The following is a 16493-nucleotide window of genomic DNA, read 5'->3' on the forward strand; positions in this document are numbered from 1 at the left end:
CCAGTACAGTTCGATAAAATCGTACTGCATTGTATCTGGAAAACCCATGCCTCTCCACCCCATAGGAGAAGCAGAAATGGCCGGGCAGGTGGCCGAAACGGGTGAAAACCATGGACAAGACGACGACAGGCTGGCTCAACGGGTTTCTCGGCGTGCTGATCTTTTCGGGCTCGCTGCCGGCCACGCGCGTGGCGGTGGCCGATTTCGCGCCGGTGTTCCTGACTGCGTCGCGGGCCGCGATCGCCGGCCTCATCGGTCTGGCGCTGCTGGTGGCGCTGCGCGAACGCCGGCCGGAGCGGGACGACCTCGTCTCGCTCGCCGTCGTCGCGCTGGGCGTCGTGGTCGGCTTCCCGCTGCTCACGGCCATCGCCTTGCAGCACATCACCTCCGCGCATTCGATCGTCTTCATCGGCCTGCTGCCGCTTGCCACCGCCATCTTCGGCGTCCTGCGCGGCGGTGAGCGTCCCCGCCCGGCCTTCTGGGCATTTTCCCTGCTGGGCAGCCTGCTGGTCGTCGGCTTTGCCGTCTCGCAGGGCATCTCGGCCGCGCCGGTGGGCGATCTCCTGATGCTGGCTGCGGTCGTGGTCTGCGGTCTGGGCTATGCGGAGGGCGGCCGGCTGTCGCGCACGCTCGGCGGCTGGCAGGTGATCTGCTGGGCGCTGGTGCTGTCGCTGCCGATCATGCTGGTCATCGCCATGATGACCAGCCCCGGCACGCTGGCCGGCATCGGCGGCCCGGCATGGGCGGGGCTTGCCTATGTCTCTCTGTTCTCGATGCTGATCGGCTTCGTGTTCTGGTATCGCGGCCTTGCGCAGGGCGGCATCGCCGCGGTCGGCCAGCTTCAGCTTCTCCAGCCCTTCTTCGGCCTCGCCCTGGCGGCCATGCTGCTGCATGAGGAGGTCAACCCGGCGATGATCGGCGTCACCGTCGCCATCGTCGTCTGCGTGGCCGGGGCGAAGAAGTTCGCGAAATAGGCCCTGCGCCGGCTGCCCGGTGGCGCCGGCCTCATCCAAAAGGATGGCGGGGGCGCCGCCAGACCTCCCAAAGAGGCAGCCACGTGTCCTGACTGTCGCGCATCCCTCTCCCTTGAACGATCGGTCTTTCCGCCTATTGCCGCGTCGCCGTGCCCGATTGCTGCCGTTATCGTCGTAAGCAGACGAAATCGGTTTCGTCGGGCCGGGCAGTCGCAACGATGTCGCCCGGCCCTGTCGGTTTGTCGAAGGCGTGGCACGGGGGGAGCCGCATTGACCGATCCGCAACATATGGCCACCGGGCCGGGCGTTCCGGAGGAGGTGGGACCGCCGCGCAGGACAATGCTGCTCATCGCCATGCCGGGAACCGTGTCGGCGAACCTGATACGGGCCGTGGAGATCGAATTTCCCTCGGTGACGGTCGAGCAGCGCCTCGAGGCTTCAGCGGCCCGCATGTCCTATCCCGATCCCGTGGCGCTCATCCTGTTCGAGCCATATATGTTCGCCTCCCTCGAAGTGGCGTCGGCCGATATCCTGCGCCTGCACCCCTTGGCGAGCGCGGCCGTCATCGAACATGGAGACCGTGAGCCGTCCTGCCGGCTGAGCGACCTGCTTGGATCGCGGCTGGTGCGAGGCGTGTTGCCGATGGACCTGAAGCTGGATGTCTGGCTGTCGGTGCTGCGGCTGATGCTGCATGGCGGCGAATATTTTCCGGCGCGCCTGTTCTTCAGGCAGATCGCCGGCGAGGGCGCCGTTCCGTCCGCCGGCGTAGCGGGCGGGTCCTTCACGGGCGCGGCCGACAATGATCTGGCGACGCTGACGGCGCGCGAACTCCAGATCCTGGAGATGGTGGCGCGCGGCCTGCAGAACAAAATCATCGCCGCCGAGTTCTCCCTGTCCGAGCACACGGTCAAGGTTCATCTCCACAACATCATCGGCAAGCTGGGCGTCCAGAACCGGTCGGAGGCTGCGGCCCGCTTTCGCGAAGGCATCAGCGCGCGTGCGGATGGCATGTTCCGGGTGTAGGGCCGGGAAGAGGTGACAGCGTGGCGGCGGAAGTCGCGAGCATCCTCAGGAGCGCGCCCCCGCTGTTCCGGCTTGCTTTTCTGGGGACGCGTTTGTGCCGGGCGTTTCCGTCCGGCCGCAGAAAATGCTCAGCTCTCGGGCGACTGGTCGAGATAGGTGAGTTCGAAACCGGTGATGTCGGCGGCCCGTTTCATGTCCTGGAATTCGACCATGCCGTCGCGGAACACGACGATCCGGGCCTCGCGCAACTGGCGCAGCACCCGGTTGATGTGGATTGCGGTCATGCCCAGCGCATCGGCCAGGATCGACTGCGAGATCGGGCAGGGATAGGCGCTGCCGTTGCCGATGCCGACCAGTTTCAGCCGTTCGCCGAGTTCGAGCAGGAAATGCGCGGTGCGCTCGAAGGCGCCGCGCCGGCCGATGCTGACCAGATGCTCCACCACCGTGGCCTCGTCGCGCGAGGCCGCCCACATGAGCGCCACGGCCAGCCGCGGCGTGCGGCGGAACACCTCCAGCATGCGGTGCCTGTCGAGCCGGGCCACCTCGACATCGGTAATGGTGAGGAAGCTGTGGTCGGAGGCCCGCAAGAGCAGGCTGCGCAGCCCCAGAAAATCGCCGGGGACCTGAATGTCGATGATCTGGCGGCTGCCGTCGCGCAGCCGCTTGTACGAGCAGGCCCATCCCTGCCGCAGGATATAAGCCGTATGCGAATGTTGGCCTTCGTAGACAACCTCCTTGCCGGCCGGGATCTGCGAGCGGAGCCTTTGCAGATCCTGGAGCATGGCCATGTCTTCAGGGCCGAGGCCCTTGAAGGCTTGAAGCTTTCGGGTGAGCGCATCTCGCGTGTCGTTCATCCGACACCCCCCTTCTCCAGACCGTCCTCCTCAATATCTTCGTTGCGAAGCCCGCTTCCCCAACCAGCGGCTTCACCCCGGCGTGATAAAATACCTTATCAAAGGTTGTCTCAGGTTAACTTAACTTCGCAGAATATAAAATCCCCCAATTGGGATGAGTGCTTATTCCGAATCAAAAAAAGGAAATTCCAAAGTCGGTCTGGCAGGTTGGAATCCGGTCAGTACTGTGAAGAAGACGGATACGGGGGCATTCGTCATTTGTCGGCTGAAGGCTATATTTTCAGATAATGTTGCGGAAAGCGGAGTTCGACATCGAACGGGTGGCCACTATCATAGCCGCAATGCTCATTTTTTGGCCGGATGGATCCCGCCTCTCCTTCAAACTGAGGACGGAGAGGTTTACATCCATAAGATGTACTCCCCGATTTAGTTTGATTAACACGCAGTTAATCTGGGTTAATTTGATGGGCCACAAAAAAAGTTATGGTTGCATTCGGCTTCGGGGGGGAGGTCCCGGCCAGAATACCACAACGGTCGGGGTTTAATCGTCGCGAATTACCACTCAGAGCCGACACCAGACCTACAGTGTCAAAGGGGAATAAACCTATGAGTATGGGTATCGCTTCCAATGGCGCCAATGCGTCACTATCCAAAACGCCTATCGGTTCTCCACTCTCGCCACATGGCTTGCATGATCCGGGCGCTGAACCCCCCGGAAGCGAGGCGCTGGCGCAAGCCGACCGCACGCTTGTCATCGTCGACAATCGCGCGCTCGAGCGGGAATGCTTTGCCCAGAGCCTGGTTGCGCGGGGACTCGGGCTGACGGTGCTGCCCGTGGGCAGGATCGAGGACTACATGGCCAAGCGCGAGCAGGTTCCGCCCGTATGCGCGATCCTGCTGAACATCGGGGGCAGGCGGATCGGCGATCCGCAGGTCGGCGAGGATATCCGGCGCCTGTCGGCGGAGTTCGCCAAGATCCCGCTGATCCTGCTGGCCGACACCGATGAACTGCCGCAGATCCTGCAGGCGCTCGAATATGGCGTACGCGGCTTCATCCCGACCTCCGTCGGCATCGATGTCTGCATCGAGGCCATCGGGCTGGCCATGGCGGGCGGCGTGTTCGTTCCCGCAAGCAGCGTCATGGCGATGCGTCGGCTGGTCGAGACCGGTTCCGATTCCAGGCCGCTGTCGGGCATGTTCACCTTGCGCCAGGCCGAAGTAGTCGAGGCGTTGCGGCGCGGCAAGGCCAACAAGATCATCGCCTACGAGCTGAACCTGCGCGAGAGCACCGTCAAGGTGCATATCCGCAACATCATGCGTAAGCTGAAAGCAACCAACCGCACCGAAGTGGCATTCAAGATCAATCACATGTTTCCCGGTTACACACCGGTCGGGGGATCGCAGGCGACTCATCCGCGCTAGCGTATCAAGCGTCCCGTTGGACGCGCTTGTGGGGGCGTCGAATCCATTCAAACTCTGCTGCATGATGCCACGGAAGTTTCCGTGGGGCGCCGATCGCGTCCGGAATTCCGGCATCTGCAAAGGGTCGTCTGCACAAGAAGAAAAGACGACGAGATCGCCATCCATTTGCCTGGATGCGCGGACCGCTGTCTGAGCGGACACATGACCGGTCCGGCCGTGGGCGTAAGGCCGGACGGCGCGGCGATGCTGCGCACGCCATGGCGTTGCCCGGGGCAGGTGACACGCGAAGTCAGCAGTGCCCCTGAGGACCGTTCGATCCGGAATTGAAACGGCCCGCACGCACAGCCGCGCGCGGGCCAGCACTCGTCAGGAGCCGGCTTCGATCTCGGCGAAGATCTTTTCCGCCGTCTTCTTGGCCTTGCCCGGATATTTCAGGCCCTTGACCGCTTCCAGGTTGGTCGGCTGGCCGACGACGACGGCGCCGATCATGCCCATGCCCAGATGCGGCGTGCACTGGTACATGTAGACGCCTTGGGCCGGCACGGTGACCGTGATCTGCTCGTTTGTCTTGCCCTTCCATGCTTCGGCGCCTTCCGGGAGACCGCCCTTCATGCTGGCCGAATTGTGGCTCTTGTCGGTCGGCACGAAGGTGATGGTGTCGCCGGGCGCTGCCTTCACCACCAAGGGCTCGAACACCATCGCGGTGCCGTCCGATCCCTTGTTGAGCATCTTCACCTCGTGGTCGGCCGCGAATGCGGACACGGGAAGCGCAAGGCCGATGGCGAGCGCGGCGGCATAGAACGTCTTCAAGATCTTTCCTCCAGGAGAAACAGGGATTCAAAGCGCGCCGGGGCGTAACCTTCAGGCGCGTACATTCCAATAATCCAATGTGTGGTCAAGCCGCGCGGCATCAAAGTCCGTCGGCGGCCTGGCCGACGATTTCGGCAAGCAGCTTGTTGACCTCGTCGCGGCCGGGGCCGGCCGGCAGTTCTCGGAAGCCCACGGTGACCTCGCCGGGCTTGGTTTCGGGCTCGTAGGCGAAGATCACATAGGGGCAGTAGGCGATGTTGCCGATGTCGGCCTCCATGGCGTTGCGCGACACGACGGCTGAGCAGAATTGCAGGAACTCGGCATTGCGGTAGAGCTTGCCGCCGCCGACATCGGCGGCAGTGCGCTCGAGCATGTCGCCGATATGGCCGTGGTAGTCGACCACATAGCCGCGGTTGACGATGGCGTCCTCCAGGTCGCTCATCACCTGTTCGAAGGGGCTGTCGGAGGTGACGGTGTGAACCCCGTCCTGCGCCAGCGCGGGAAGGCTGGTGATGGCGCAACTCAGGCCGATTGCGACCAGAGCCCCGCAAACGGGTTTCAGCTTGAGCATGGCGTCCTCCTCCACAGGTGTTTGTTGGCCGTTGCCTAAAACGGCATTTCGCTCGCCAAGGCTAGCCTGCTTTGCTGGAATATGCAAAAAACAAAATGTTTGCATGGAAGGAGGAGGCCGATGTCGACCATGTTGCGAAACGGGGGGCTTTTGAGCCGCAGGACATTCCTGGCCGGAACGGCTGCCGCGCTCGGCGGGGCGGCGTTCGCGCCCGTCCGGACGGCACGGGCGCAGACGCTGTCGACCGGCAGCGCCGAGCTCACCGTGGTCAGCGACGGCATGATGACGCTGCCGCTCAACTTCATCTTTCCCGATGCGCCGCAGGACGAACTCGTCAGGCTGCTGGAGGAGGCAGGCCAGCCGACCGATGCGATGCGGCCGGACTGCAACGTGACGCTGGTTCGCTCAGGCGACAGGCTGGTCATCTTCGATGTCGGCGCGGGCCCGAATTTCATGTCGAGCACCGGCAAGCTGATGGAGTCGCTGGAAGCGGCCGGCGTCGATCCCGGCGAGGTGACCGACGTGGTCATCACCCACGCCCATCCGGACCATCTGTGGGGGCTGACCGATGATTTCGACGAACTGGTGTTTGCCGACGCGGATTATCATATCGGCCGGACGGAATGGGATTTCTGGTCGTCGCCCGATGCCATGTCGCAGATGCCGGAGGATCGCCAGACCTTCGTGGTCGGCGCCCGAAACCGCTTTGCGGCGCTGGATGGCAGGGTGAATTTCATCAAGGGCGGCGACGAGGTGCTGCCCGGCATCGAGGCGGTGGACACGCCCGGCCATACGCCGGGCCACCTGTCCTTCATGGTGCATGGAACCGAGCCGGTGCTGATCGTCGGCGACGCCATTTCCAACACGACGGTGTCCTTCGCGCGGCCCGACTGGCCGACGGCCAGCGATCAGGACCCGCAGCAGGGGGCGGGCACGCGGCTCGCCCTGCTCGACCGTCTGGCGACGGACAAGGCCCGCGCCATCGGCTTCCATTTCCCGCATCCGGGGGCGGGCATGGTGGAGCGGCGCGGCAACGGTTTCGTCTACGTGCCGGCATAGGGCGGCAATCCCCGGATGCCTATTCCGCGGGCTGCCGGTCCAGCGCGCGGAAGGCGCCGAGCGGCGAGCCCTCGATCAGATAGGCAAGGCCGAGCCTCGCGCCGAGGAAGATCGAGGCCAGCACCAGCGGCGCCGATATGGCGAGCGCCGAGATGCCGGTGATGCCCTGGCCGATGGTGCAGCCCATGGCGAAGACCCCGCCGATGCCCATCAGCGCGCCGCCGGCCAGATGCCGGCCCAACTCGCGCGCGTCGTCGCAGGCTTCCCAGCGCACGTCGCGTTTCCATGCCGCGCAGGCGGCGGCCCCGACGATCACGCCCAGAACCAGCCCGACGCCGTAGTCCGGCACCACGCCGGTGAAGGTGATGGCGTGCAGCATGGTGTCGGCGACCGGCACGACGAAGGAGCCGGCCTCGATCTGCACCACCTCGAAGGAATGCTCGGTCGCGTAGCTGGTCGCCCACCAGCCGAAGGTGACGATCAGGCCGATGGCGATCCCCGTCAGGACGGACCCTCTTTGCCCGCGATAGCGGCGGTCGCGGAACACCCAGCCGAGCAGGCCGAGGCCCGCGACGAGGGCGACGGCCAGCGAAAGGTCATGGCCGCTCCAGAACGAGGCCAAAGCGCCGAGCGACTGGCCGCCCTTGTCCGACAGGTCGATGGCATGGTTGTCCGAAAGCGCCACGCGCGCCTGCGCGATCAGGCCCTTCTGTGCCGACATGGCGGCCAGGCCGAGGATGACCAGCACGATCAGCGAGCGCAGGCTGCCGCCGCCGAGCCGCACCAGCGCGCCAAAGCTGCACGTGCCCACCAACGCCATGCCGAAGCCGAAGGCAAGGCCGCCGGCGATGGCGCCGACCCAGGCGAAACTGGAATGGATGTAGAAACTCGAGGCCGTATCGACCATGCCGGCTGCCTGCAGCGACTGGGTGGCGATGAGGGCGGTCGCGGCGGCCAGCATCCAGGTGCGCACGCCACGGCTGTCGTTCGCGTACCACATGCGCTCCAGCGCCGACATGGTGCAGAAATGATTGGCGCGGGCCACGAAGCCGAGCAGCACGCCCGCGCCGAGGCCGGCAAGGGCCAGGAACCATGGATGGGTGGCGATGTTCATGCTTCCTCCCTGTGGCTGAAGGCCGGTGGCTCCGCCCGGCGGCGGTTCCGGCCCGTGGCTGGCATGGCGGGCTGGCATCGGCGGGTTGGCATCGGCCTGGCCGCGCTCCCCCTCCGGCGGCCGCTCCCGGCTAATCCCTGCGGGGGCGCCGCACCGGCGCGCAGAAGAGATTGTAGAGCGTTTCGATCACCGAGGACACTTCCTTGCTGGCGATGGAATAGTAGATCACCCGGCCCTCGCGGCGCGTGGTGACCAGCCGGTCGAAGCGCAGCCGGGCAAGCTGCTGCGAAACCGCCGCCTGCGGCAGGCGCATGGCCTCTTCCAGCTCCGAAACCGACTTCTCGCCTTCGGCAAGGAGGCACAGGATCAGCAGCCGTCCTTCATGGGCGAGCGCCTTCAGCAATTCGCTGGCCATGCGGGCCTGTTCGAGAAGCTGGTTGAAGTCTTCCGGCGTCTGGGCGTCTTGGATCTTCGGTAAGCTCATGTCGTGACTGACGATCCTGAATAAAAATTGGCACCGACCCTGGTCCCGGGCGGCCCTGCTACTGCGTCGACTGTTCCTTGGGCAACAGCGCGATCATCTCTCCGATACGATACCAGAAAAACTCGTCGCCGACATAGCCCCGGATGCGACCGATTTCCTTGCCGTCCTCCATCAGCACGAAAGTCGGCGTGAACCGCTCCCGAGCCACGTGCTTCAGGTCGTCCGGCCAGGGTTCGGTGATGTCGACGCGCCTGAGCGGCACGCGGCGGCCTTCCTCGGTCTTCGGCCAGGCAGGGGCGATCTCGGCGTTGAAGCGGGCGCACCAGGCGCAGCCCGGCTGTTCCAGCATCAGCAATTCCGCGGCACTGGCGGCCGGAACCGCCGCGACCAGGACAAGGAACGCCAGCACTGCCGTCTTGAAACTGGTCATCGCCGACCCTCGCACAACTTCAGCCCTTGTTTAATATAGAAATATAGCATTGTATGCATTCAATAGGCCAGACCGGCGCAAGGCCGAATCTGCAAGCGGGGAGAGGAAATGCTGGATGTAAGCCTGGGCGGGGCGCTTCTTGCGGGATTGCTGTCATTCGTGTCTCCCTGCGTCCTGCCGATCGTGCCGCCCTATCTCGCCTGGCTCGCCGGCGTCAGCTTCGACGAACTGAAGACCGAAACGCCCGGTGCCGCGCAGCGCCGCCGGGTGGTCGTGGCGGCCATCGCCTTCGTGCTCGGCTTTGCGACCGTGTTCATCGCGCTCGGCGCCACGGCAAGCGTCATCGGCAAGACCATCGCCCAGTATTTCGATACGCTGGCGATCATAGCAGGCATCCTCATCATCGCCATGGGCCTGCATTTCCTCGGCGTCTTCCGCATCGGCATGCTCTATCGCGAGGCGCGCGTGCAGGTGGACCGCAAACCCGCCGGCCCGCTCGGTGCCTATGTCATCGGGCTGGCCTTCGCCTTCGGCTGGACGCCCTGCGTCGGGCCGGTTCTGGCGGCCATCCTGTTCATCGCCGGCAGCGAGGGCACGGCCCTGCGCGGCGCCAGCCTGCTCGGCGCCTATTCGCTCGGCATCGGCATTCCGTTCATTCTGGCGGCCCTGTTCGCCAGCCGCTTCCTCGGCTGGGCGGCGCGCTTCAAGAAGCACATGCACAAGGTCGAGATGGCCATGGGCGGCCTGCTGGTGGTCACCGGCATCCTGTTCATCACCGGCCAGATGTCGGCCATCTCGTACTGGCTCCTGGAAACCTTCCCGGCCTTCCAGAGCATCGGTTAGGAGGAGAGACCATGCACAAGCTGCTGGCACGCGCATTCACCCTGTTGATGGCCCTCGCCTTCGCCCAGACGCTCGCCGCGGCGGAACTGGGCGAGGACGGCCTGCACAAGGAAGAATGGTTCGCCATGACCTTCCGCGACATCGCCGAGGACATCGCTCAGGCGAAGGGCGAGGGCAAGCGCCTCGCCATCACCTTCGAGCAGCGCGGCTGCATCTATTGCAAGGAGATGCACGAGAAGATCCTCTCCGACCCGGAGGTGCGGGACTACATCCGCGAGAACTTCATGGTGGTGCAGTACAACATGTTCGGCGACGAGGAGGTCACCGACCTCGACGGCGAGACGCTGACCGAAAAGACCGCCGCGCGCAAATGGGGCTATGTCTTTACGCCCACCATGGTGTTCCTGCCGGAGGAGGCGCCAGAGGGCAAGACGGTGGCCGAGGCGGCCGTCGCCACCATGCCGGGCGCTTTCGGCAAATGGACCTTCCTCAACATGTTCCGCTGGGTGAAGGAGAAGGGCTACGAGCGCGAGGAGCATTTTCAGCAATACCATGCCCGCATCATCAACGAGCTGAGGGCGGCCGGCCGGCTGGGGAATGGCGAGTGATATATTCATGAATTCATATTTTTTGATTGATTGCCCGATTGGGGCGGACTATCGTTGACTGAGAGGAGCGGATCGCCCGTGCGGCCCGCTGGTTGGAGGAGGGCCGAATGGGGCGGACGCTCACCGCTATCGTTGCTATTGCCGCATGTGCCGGGGCCGGGCTTGCCCAGGCCGCAGAGGTGGCTCCGGCCGACGTCCGGATCGAGGACATGGCCGTCAAGGAATCCCTGACCGGGGTTCCCGGCAATCCGGAAGAGGGCGCCAAGACGCTCGCCAATCGCAGCCTCGGCAATTGCCTTGCCTGCCATGCGGTGACGGCGCTCTCCCAGGAACAGTTTCACGGCGATGTCGCGCCCTCGCTCGACGGCGCGGCCGATCGCTGGAGCGAGGAAGAACTGCGCGCCATAGTCGTGGACGCCAAGCAGGCGTTCAGCGACGAGACCATGATGCCGGGCTTCTACAGCCTCAATGTCGGCATCAATGTCCGCAAGGACCTCGTCGGCAAGACAATTCTGACCGCGCAGCAGGTCGAGGATGTTGTCGCCTATCTGGCGACGCTCAAGGAATAGAACGAGAAGGAGACAAGCATGGCACTCAACAGGCGTCATGTACTCGCGCTGGCCGCAGGTGCGGCCATCGTCCCGGCATTGGAGATGCTGCCCGGCCGCGCCATGGCCGCGCCCGAGGAGGCGAGCAAGCTGATTTCGGATTTCGCCGGCGGCAAGGAGGTGCAGAGCGGCAAGATCACCCTCACCGCGCCCGAGATCGCCGAGAACGGCAATACCGTGCCGATCTCCGTCGAGGTCGAGAGCGCCATGGAGGGCGACGACATGGTCGCGCAGGTTCTGATCCTTGCCGATGGCAATCCGAGCCCGGATGTGGCGACGTTCAACTTCACCGCGCTGAGCGGTTCGGCCGCCGCCACCACCCGCATGCGCCTGGCCAAGACCCAGAACGTCATCGCCGTCGCCAAGATGGCGGACGGCTCGGTCTACATGGACAAGAAGGAAGTCAAGGTGACGATCGGCGGCTGCGGCGGCTGATCCGTCCCTCCATCCGGTCCGGCTCTAAATTTGAAGGAAGTGAAATGTCTGCAGCTCCCAAGCCCCGCGTGAAGATCCCGAAGAAGGCCAAGGCCGGCGAGGTTGTCGTGCTCAAGACCCTGATCAGCCACGAGATGGAGTCGGGTCAGCGCAAGGACAAGGACGGCAAGCCTATCCCGCGCAAGATCATCAACAAGTTCTCGTGCGAGTTCAACGGGCAGCCGGTGTTCTCGTGCGACATCGATCCGGCGATCTCGGCCAACCCCTATTTCGAGTTCAGCGCCAAGGTCAACGAAAGCGGCACCTTCAAGCTGACCTGGGTCGATGACGACGGGTCCGTCTATACCGACGAACAGAAAATCGAAGTGGCCTGAGCCAGATTGAGCCAGATGCGCGGCTGACATGCCGCGCGCCAGCGGGGGAGGACAGGGTGAGCAGACGTTCCATCGCGGCATTGTCCGCTCTTTGTGCAGGTGTCGCGGCGCTGACGGCGAGCGTCTCGTTCGCCGATCCGGTCGACGAGGCGCTCGAGATCGACGGCGTGGAGATGATCACCCGCGCGCCGGCGCCGGAAGGCCATCCGTTCGACGAGGTGCTGTCGGGCTGGCTGTTCCGCGAGGCCGAGACCCGCGCCACGCAGGCCGACTCCTTCGAGAACCCCGGCATGCTCTCGGTCGAGCGCGGCGCCGATGTGTGGGAGACGGTGGATGGCACCATGGGCAAGTCCTGCGCCTCCTGCCACGACGACGCGGCCGAAACGATGAAGGGCGTGGGTGCCCGCTTCCCGAAATGGGATGCGGATTCGGGCAAGCCGATCAATGTCGAGCTGCAGATCGACAAGTGCCGGGTCGAGAACATGGGGGCGGAAGCTTACAAGTTCGACGATCCCGACCAGGTGGCGCTCACCGCCTACATCAAGCACCAGTCGCTGGGCACGCCGGTCAAGCTCGACCTTTCCGAGGGCGAGATGCAGAGCTGGTGGGAGAAGGGCAAGCAATCCTACTACACCCGCACCGGCCAGCTCAATCTCGCCTGCGCTTCGTGCCACGAGGCGTCGATGGGCAAATATATCCGCGCCGACCATCTCAGCCAGGGGCAGGCCAACGGCTTCCCCACCTATCGCTTCAACACGGCCGGCATGGTTTCGCTGCACAACCGTTTCCGCGGCTGCGTGCGCGACACGCGTGCGGAAATGCCGAAGGCCTTCTCCGACGAGCTGATGGCGCTGGAGGTCTATGTGACCTGGCGTGGCACCGGCCTGTCGGTGGAGACGCCCGCCGTCAGGCAATAGGGCATTTTGCAGTCAAGTGGAATCACTTGATGTCGCATAAGTGCTGCGAAAACAAACGGATAGAGGGCATCCCGAATTTGTTCGGGCGCCCGCCGCCCTAGCGAAAGCGGCGATCTGGCAATGAGCACCGGCCGTGCAAGCGGCCGGAAGGGACAGACGTTCCGGGCGGAGACGCCCTGAAGAGGCAAGCATGACTTATACCCGTCGGGATTTTCTGCAATTCGCGGCCAATGCCGGCATGGCGCTGGGCGCGGCCGGTTATCTTTCGAACCCCACCCGCGCGCTGGCGCAGCAGAAACTCACCCAGGACGACCTGCTCGGTTTCGATTCCAAGGGGCAGGTGACGCTGCTGCATTTCACCGACGTGCATGCCCAGCTCATGCCGCTCTATTTCCGGCCGCCGGACACCAATATCGGCGTCGGCGCCTATGCCGGCATTCCGCCGCATCTGGTGGGCGAGGCCTTCCTGAAGGAGTTCGGCATCGAGGCCGGCAGTCCGCTTGCCTACGCCCACACCTTCCTCGACTATGTCGATCTTGCCCGCGCCTATGGCCGCATGGGCGGGCTCGACCGCACCGCCACCCTGGTCAAGGCCATCCGCGCCGAGCGCGGCGAGGACAAGGTGCTGTTCCTCGACGGCGGCGACACCTGGCAGGGCTCCTACACCTCGCTCAAGACCAACGGCCAGGACATGGTCGAGTGCATGAAGCTGCTGAAGCCCGACGCCATGACCGGCCATTGGGAGTTCACCTTCGGCGAGGAGCGCTTCCTCGAGATCATCGAGAGCATGGGCTATCCCTTCCTTGCCTCCAACATCTTCGATGCGGAGTGGGACGAGCCGGCCTTCGACAACACGGCCATGTTCGAGAAGGGCGGCGTGCAGGTGGCGGTGATCGGCCAGGCCATGCCCTACACGCCGATCGCCAACCCGCGCTGGATGTTCCCCAAATGGTCGTTCGGCATCCGCCCGGATGTATTGCAGGCCAATGTCGATGCCGCCCGCGAGGCGGGCGCGGAGATCGTGGTGCTGATCTCGCACAACGGCTTCGACGTCGACCGCAAGCTGTGCAGCGTGGTCAAGGGCATCGACGTGATCCTCACCGGCCACACCCATGACGCGGTGCCGGTGGCGTTGCAGGTGGAGGACACGCTCGTCATGTCGTCCGGCTCGCACGGCAAGTATCTCGGCCGCATCGACCTGGAAGTGTCCGGGGGCAAGGTCACGGGCTACAGCTCGAAGCTGATCCCTGTCTTCTCCGACGTGATCGCGCCCGACGCCGGGATGGCGGCGAAGATCGAGGAAGTGCGCGCGCCCTACAAGGACGAGCTGGCGCGCGTCATAGGCAAGACCGACACGCTGCTCTACCGGCGCGGCAATTTCAACGGCACCTGGGACGACCTCATCTGCCGCGGCATCATGGAGGAGCGTGACACCCAGATCGCGCTCTCGCCCGGCTTCCGCTGGGGCACGACGCTGCTGCCCGGCCAGGACATTACCATCGAGGACCTCTACACCGAGACCTCGATGAACTACCCCGCCGTCTACCGCAGCGAGATGACCGGCGCCCAGCTCAAGGAAGTGCTGGAGGATGTCTGCGACAACCTCTTCAACCCCGATCCGTTTTTGCAGCAGGGCGGCGACATGGTCCGCGTCGGCGGCATGACCTACACCTGCACGGTGAACGAGACGATCGGCAACCGCATCTCCGACATGAAGCTGGTCGCGACCGGCGAGCCCATCGATCCGGCGGGCACCTATGTCGTCGGCGGCTGGGCGTCGGTCAACGAGGGCACCGAAGGCCCGGCCATCTATGACCTGATGGAAAGCTACATCACCGGCAAGGGCACGGTTTCCGTGCCCGACGAGAGGACCGTCAAGGTCGTCGCCTGACCGCGCATGTGGAAAAGCGGCCGGCTTTATGCCGGCTGTTTTGCTGCCGTATACATAGAAAAATTCATATGTTAGAATTGATGAAACACCTATCTGGAGGACATCATGGCTGAGCGGCAGGACACGCTGTCTCCCTCCCGGCGCGGCTTCCTTACCGGCGGGCTGATGGGCGCCGCCGCTCTGGCCGCCACCGGCATGGCCCGCGCGGGCGAGAGCGAGGAGGTCATCACCGAGATCCAGGACTGGAACCGCTACCCCGGCGACGGCGTCGACGCGCGCCCCTATGGCCAGCCGTCCCAGTTCGAGGCCCATGTGGTGCGCAAGAACGTGCCGTGGCTGACCTCCGATTCCATCTCGTCGGTGAACTTCACGCCGCTGCATGAGCTGGACGGCATCATCACGCCGAACGGCCTGTGCTTCGAGCGCCACCATGGCGGCATCGCCGAGATCGACCCGGCCGCCCACCGGCTGATGATCAACGGTCTGGTCGAGCGGCCTCTGGTCTTCACCATGGCCGATCTCAAGCGCTTCCCGCGCGAAAACCGCATCTACTTCCTCGAATGCGCCGCCAATTCCGGCATGGAATGGCGCGGCTCCCAGCTCAATGGCTGTCAGTTCACCCATGGCATGGTCCATTGTGTGGCCTACACCGGCGTGCGCCTGAAGCACCTGCTTGAGGAAGCGGGCGTGAAGACGGAAGGCAAGTGGCTGCTGGCCGAGGGCGCCGACGCTTCCGCCATGACCCGCTCGATCCCGATGGAAAAGGCGCTGGACGACTGCATGGTGGCCTTTGCCATGAATGGCGAGGCGCTGCGCCCGGAACAGGGCTACCCTATTCGCCTCGTCGTTCCGGGCTGGGAAGGCAATATGTGGATCAAATGGCTGCGCCGGCTCGAGGTCGGCGACCAGCCCTGGCAGCAGCGCGAGGAAACCTCGAAATACACGGACCTGCTCGCCGACGGCAAGGCGCGGCGCTTCACCTGGGTGATGGACGTGAAGTCGGTCATCACCAATCCGAGCCCGCAGGCGCCGGTCACCCATGGCAAGGGGCCGATGGTGCTGTCGGGCCTCGCCTGGTCGGGCAACGGGGCGATCAGCCGGGTCGACGTGTCGGTCGACGGCGGCCGCAACTGGCATACGGCGCGCATCGACGGGCCGAGCCTGCCCATGGCGCTGCACCGCTTCTACCACGAATTCGACTGGGACGGCTCCGAGCTGTTTCTCCAGTCGCGGGCCATCGACGACAAGGGCTTCGTACAGCCGACCAAGGAGCAGTTGCGCGCGGTGCGCGGCCCCAACTCCATCTATCACAACAATGGCATCCAGACCTGGCATGTCGGCACCGACGGAGTGATCGAGAATGTCGAGATTTCTTAAACTCGGTTTCGCCGCCAGCCTGCTTCTGGGAACGGCTGCCGCCGCCATCGGCGGGCAGGCTGCCGCCGAGGCGCCCGCCGGCGGCAAGCTCGGCATCGGCCGCCTCGCCACGCCGGAGGAGGTCGCCGCCTGGGACATCGATGTGCGCCCCGACGGGCAGGGCCTGCCGGAAGGGCGCGGCACCGCTGCGGAAGGCATGGCGGTCTATGACGAGAACTGCGCTTCCTGCCATGGCGATTTCGGCGAGGCCATTGACCGCTGGCCGGTCCTGGCGGGCGGGCAGGGCACGCTGGAGGACGAGCGCCCGGAAAAGACCATCGGCTCCTACTGGCCCTATCTGTCGACCGTCTACGACTATGTGCGCCGCGCCATGCCCTTCGGCAATGCGCGCTCGCTGTCGGACGACGACGTCTATGCGCTGACCGCCTATCTGCTCTACCTCAACGACATCGTCGACGACGAGGATTTTGAGCTGTCGAAGGAGAATTTCACCTCGATCAAGCTGCCCAACGTGGACAACTTCATCGATGACGACCGCGAGAGCGAGCCGCATTATGCCGACAAGTCCAAGCCCTGCATGAGCGATTGCAAGCCGGGCAAGGCCGAGATCACCATGCATGCGGCGGTTCTGGACGTGACGCCCGAGAACGCCGACGACAAGGACGCCCCGCAAGGGGGCATCGACTGACGCCATCGCAG

At 64.6% G+C, this 16493-nt stretch carries 19 protein-coding genes; 13 read left to right on the forward strand and 6 right to left on the reverse strand.

Going from position 1 to position 16493, the window contains the following annotated elements; translation table 11 throughout:
- The first annotated feature begins 110 nt into the window (after positions 1-110).
- Both ACVCNR_RS12800 and ACVCNR_RS12805 read left to right on the forward strand, forming a co-directional pair.
- On the forward strand, positions 111-974 hold the full coding sequence (locus tag ACVCNR_RS12800; protein WP_447075063.1) for a DMT family transporter: 864 nt from the start codon (positions 111-113) through the stop codon (positions 972-974).
- A gap of 270 nt (positions 975-1244) precedes the next feature.
- Positions 1245-1997: a helix-turn-helix transcriptional regulator gene (locus ACVCNR_RS12805; RefSeq protein WP_447075064.1), complete on the forward strand. Its 753-nt coding sequence runs from the start codon at positions 1245-1247 to the stop codon at positions 1995-1997.
- A 128-nt stretch (positions 1998-2125) separates the two neighbouring features.
- Here the strand turns inward: ACVCNR_RS12805 and ACVCNR_RS12810 are convergent, their stop codons facing one another.
- The gene (locus ACVCNR_RS12810; protein WP_354195020.1) at positions 2126-2851 is read right to left on the reverse strand and encodes a Crp/Fnr family transcriptional regulator; all 726 of its coding nucleotides are present in this window, start codon (positions 2849-2851) and stop codon (positions 2126-2128) included.
- A gap of 606 nt (positions 2852-3457) precedes the next feature.
- On the opposite strand from ACVCNR_RS12810, the gene ACVCNR_RS12815 reads away from it, so the two are divergent.
- The gene (locus ACVCNR_RS12815) at positions 3458-4273 is read left to right on the forward strand and encodes a LuxR C-terminal-related transcriptional regulator (protein WP_354195022.1); all 816 of its coding nucleotides are present in this window, start codon (positions 3458-3460) and stop codon (positions 4271-4273) included.
- A gap of 366 nt (positions 4274-4639) precedes the next feature.
- Here ACVCNR_RS12815 and ACVCNR_RS12820 read toward each other — a convergent pair whose 3' ends face one another.
- Entirely contained in the window at positions 4640-5002 is a 363-nt protein-coding gene (locus tag ACVCNR_RS12820) for a pseudoazurin (protein WP_447075696.1), read from the reverse strand.
- 181 nt (positions 5003-5183) lie between these two features.
- The gene (locus ACVCNR_RS12825) at positions 5184-5654 is read right to left on the reverse strand and encodes a DUF302 domain-containing protein (protein WP_354195024.1); all 471 of its coding nucleotides are present in this window, start codon (positions 5652-5654) and stop codon (positions 5184-5186) included.
- A gap of 120 nt (positions 5655-5774) precedes the next feature.
- On the opposite strand from ACVCNR_RS12825, the gene ACVCNR_RS12830 reads away from it, so the two are divergent.
- Entirely contained in the window at positions 5775-6713 is a 939-nt protein-coding gene (locus ACVCNR_RS12830; RefSeq protein WP_447075065.1) for an MBL fold metallo-hydrolase, read from the forward strand.
- Positions 6714-6732: 19 nt separating this feature from the next.
- On the opposite strand, the gene ACVCNR_RS12835 is transcribed toward ACVCNR_RS12830, so the two are convergent.
- The 3 genes from ACVCNR_RS12835 to ACVCNR_RS12845 all read right to left on the reverse strand — a co-directional run bounded on the left by ACVCNR_RS12835 (position 6733) and on the right by ACVCNR_RS12845 (position 8741).
- Positions 6733-7827, reverse strand: coding sequence for a YeeE/YedE family protein (locus tag ACVCNR_RS12835; protein ID WP_447075066.1), 1095 nt, complete (start codon positions 7825-7827; stop codon positions 6733-6735).
- A gap of 130 nt (positions 7828-7957) precedes the next feature.
- Positions 7958-8311 (reverse strand): ArsR/SmtB family transcription factor, encoded by a 354-nt coding sequence (locus ACVCNR_RS12840; RefSeq protein WP_354195030.1) that lies wholly within the window; start codon positions 8309-8311, stop codon positions 7958-7960.
- Between the two features lie 58 nt (positions 8312-8369).
- Entirely contained in the window at positions 8370-8741 is a 372-nt protein-coding gene (locus tag ACVCNR_RS12845) for a thioredoxin fold domain-containing protein (protein WP_447075067.1), read from the reverse strand.
- Positions 8742-8849: 108 nt separating this feature from the next.
- Here ACVCNR_RS12845 and ACVCNR_RS12850 point away from each other — a divergent pair, with 108 nt between their 5' ends.
- The 9 genes from ACVCNR_RS12850 (at position 8850) to ACVCNR_RS12890 (ending at position 16482) form a co-directional block, all read left to right on the forward strand.
- The gene (locus ACVCNR_RS12850) at positions 8850-9584 is read left to right on the forward strand and encodes a cytochrome c biogenesis CcdA family protein (protein ID WP_354195034.1); all 735 of its coding nucleotides are present in this window, start codon (positions 8850-8852) and stop codon (positions 9582-9584) included.
- 11 nt (positions 9585-9595) lie between these two features.
- Positions 9596-10192 (forward strand): thioredoxin family protein, encoded by a 597-nt coding sequence (locus ACVCNR_RS12855; protein ID WP_447075068.1) that lies wholly within the window; start codon positions 9596-9598, stop codon positions 10190-10192.
- Positions 10193-10299: 107 nt separating this feature from the next.
- Positions 10300-10761 carry a sulfur oxidation c-type cytochrome SoxX gene (soxX, locus tag ACVCNR_RS12860; RefSeq protein WP_354195036.1) on the forward strand — a complete coding sequence of 154 codons (462 nt, stop codon included), beginning with the start codon at positions 10300-10302 and terminating at the stop codon, positions 10759-10761.
- Between the two features lie 18 nt (positions 10762-10779).
- Entirely contained in the window at positions 10780-11235 is a 456-nt protein-coding gene (gene soxY / locus ACVCNR_RS12865) for a thiosulfate oxidation carrier protein SoxY (protein ID WP_447075069.1), read from the forward strand.
- 44 nt (positions 11236-11279) lie between these two features.
- Positions 11280-11609 carry a thiosulfate oxidation carrier complex protein SoxZ gene (gene soxZ, locus ACVCNR_RS12870; RefSeq protein WP_354195040.1) on the forward strand — a complete coding sequence of 110 codons (330 nt, stop codon included), beginning with the start codon at positions 11280-11282 and terminating at the stop codon, positions 11607-11609.
- A gap of 56 nt (positions 11610-11665) precedes the next feature.
- A complete protein-coding gene (soxA, locus tag ACVCNR_RS12875; protein ID WP_447075070.1) occupies positions 11666-12526 on the forward strand; it encodes a sulfur oxidation c-type cytochrome SoxA in 861 nt (286 codons plus the stop codon).
- 190 nt (positions 12527-12716) lie between these two features.
- The gene (gene soxB, locus ACVCNR_RS12880; RefSeq protein WP_447075071.1) at positions 12717-14417 is read left to right on the forward strand and encodes a thiosulfohydrolase SoxB; all 1701 of its coding nucleotides are present in this window, start codon (positions 12717-12719) and stop codon (positions 14415-14417) included.
- A gap of 105 nt (positions 14418-14522) precedes the next feature.
- Positions 14523-15794, forward strand: coding sequence for a sulfite dehydrogenase (gene soxC / locus ACVCNR_RS12885; RefSeq protein WP_447075072.1), 1272 nt, complete (start codon positions 14523-14525; stop codon positions 15792-15794).
- On the forward strand, positions 15778-16482 hold the full coding sequence (locus ACVCNR_RS12890) for a c-type cytochrome (RefSeq protein WP_447075073.1): 705 nt from the start codon (positions 15778-15780) through the stop codon (positions 16480-16482). The genes soxC and ACVCNR_RS12890 overlap by 17 nt, the downstream gene beginning before the upstream one ends.
- Positions 16483-16493 lie beyond the last annotated feature (11 nt).

Source organism: Aquamicrobium terrae, assembly GCF_052978165.1.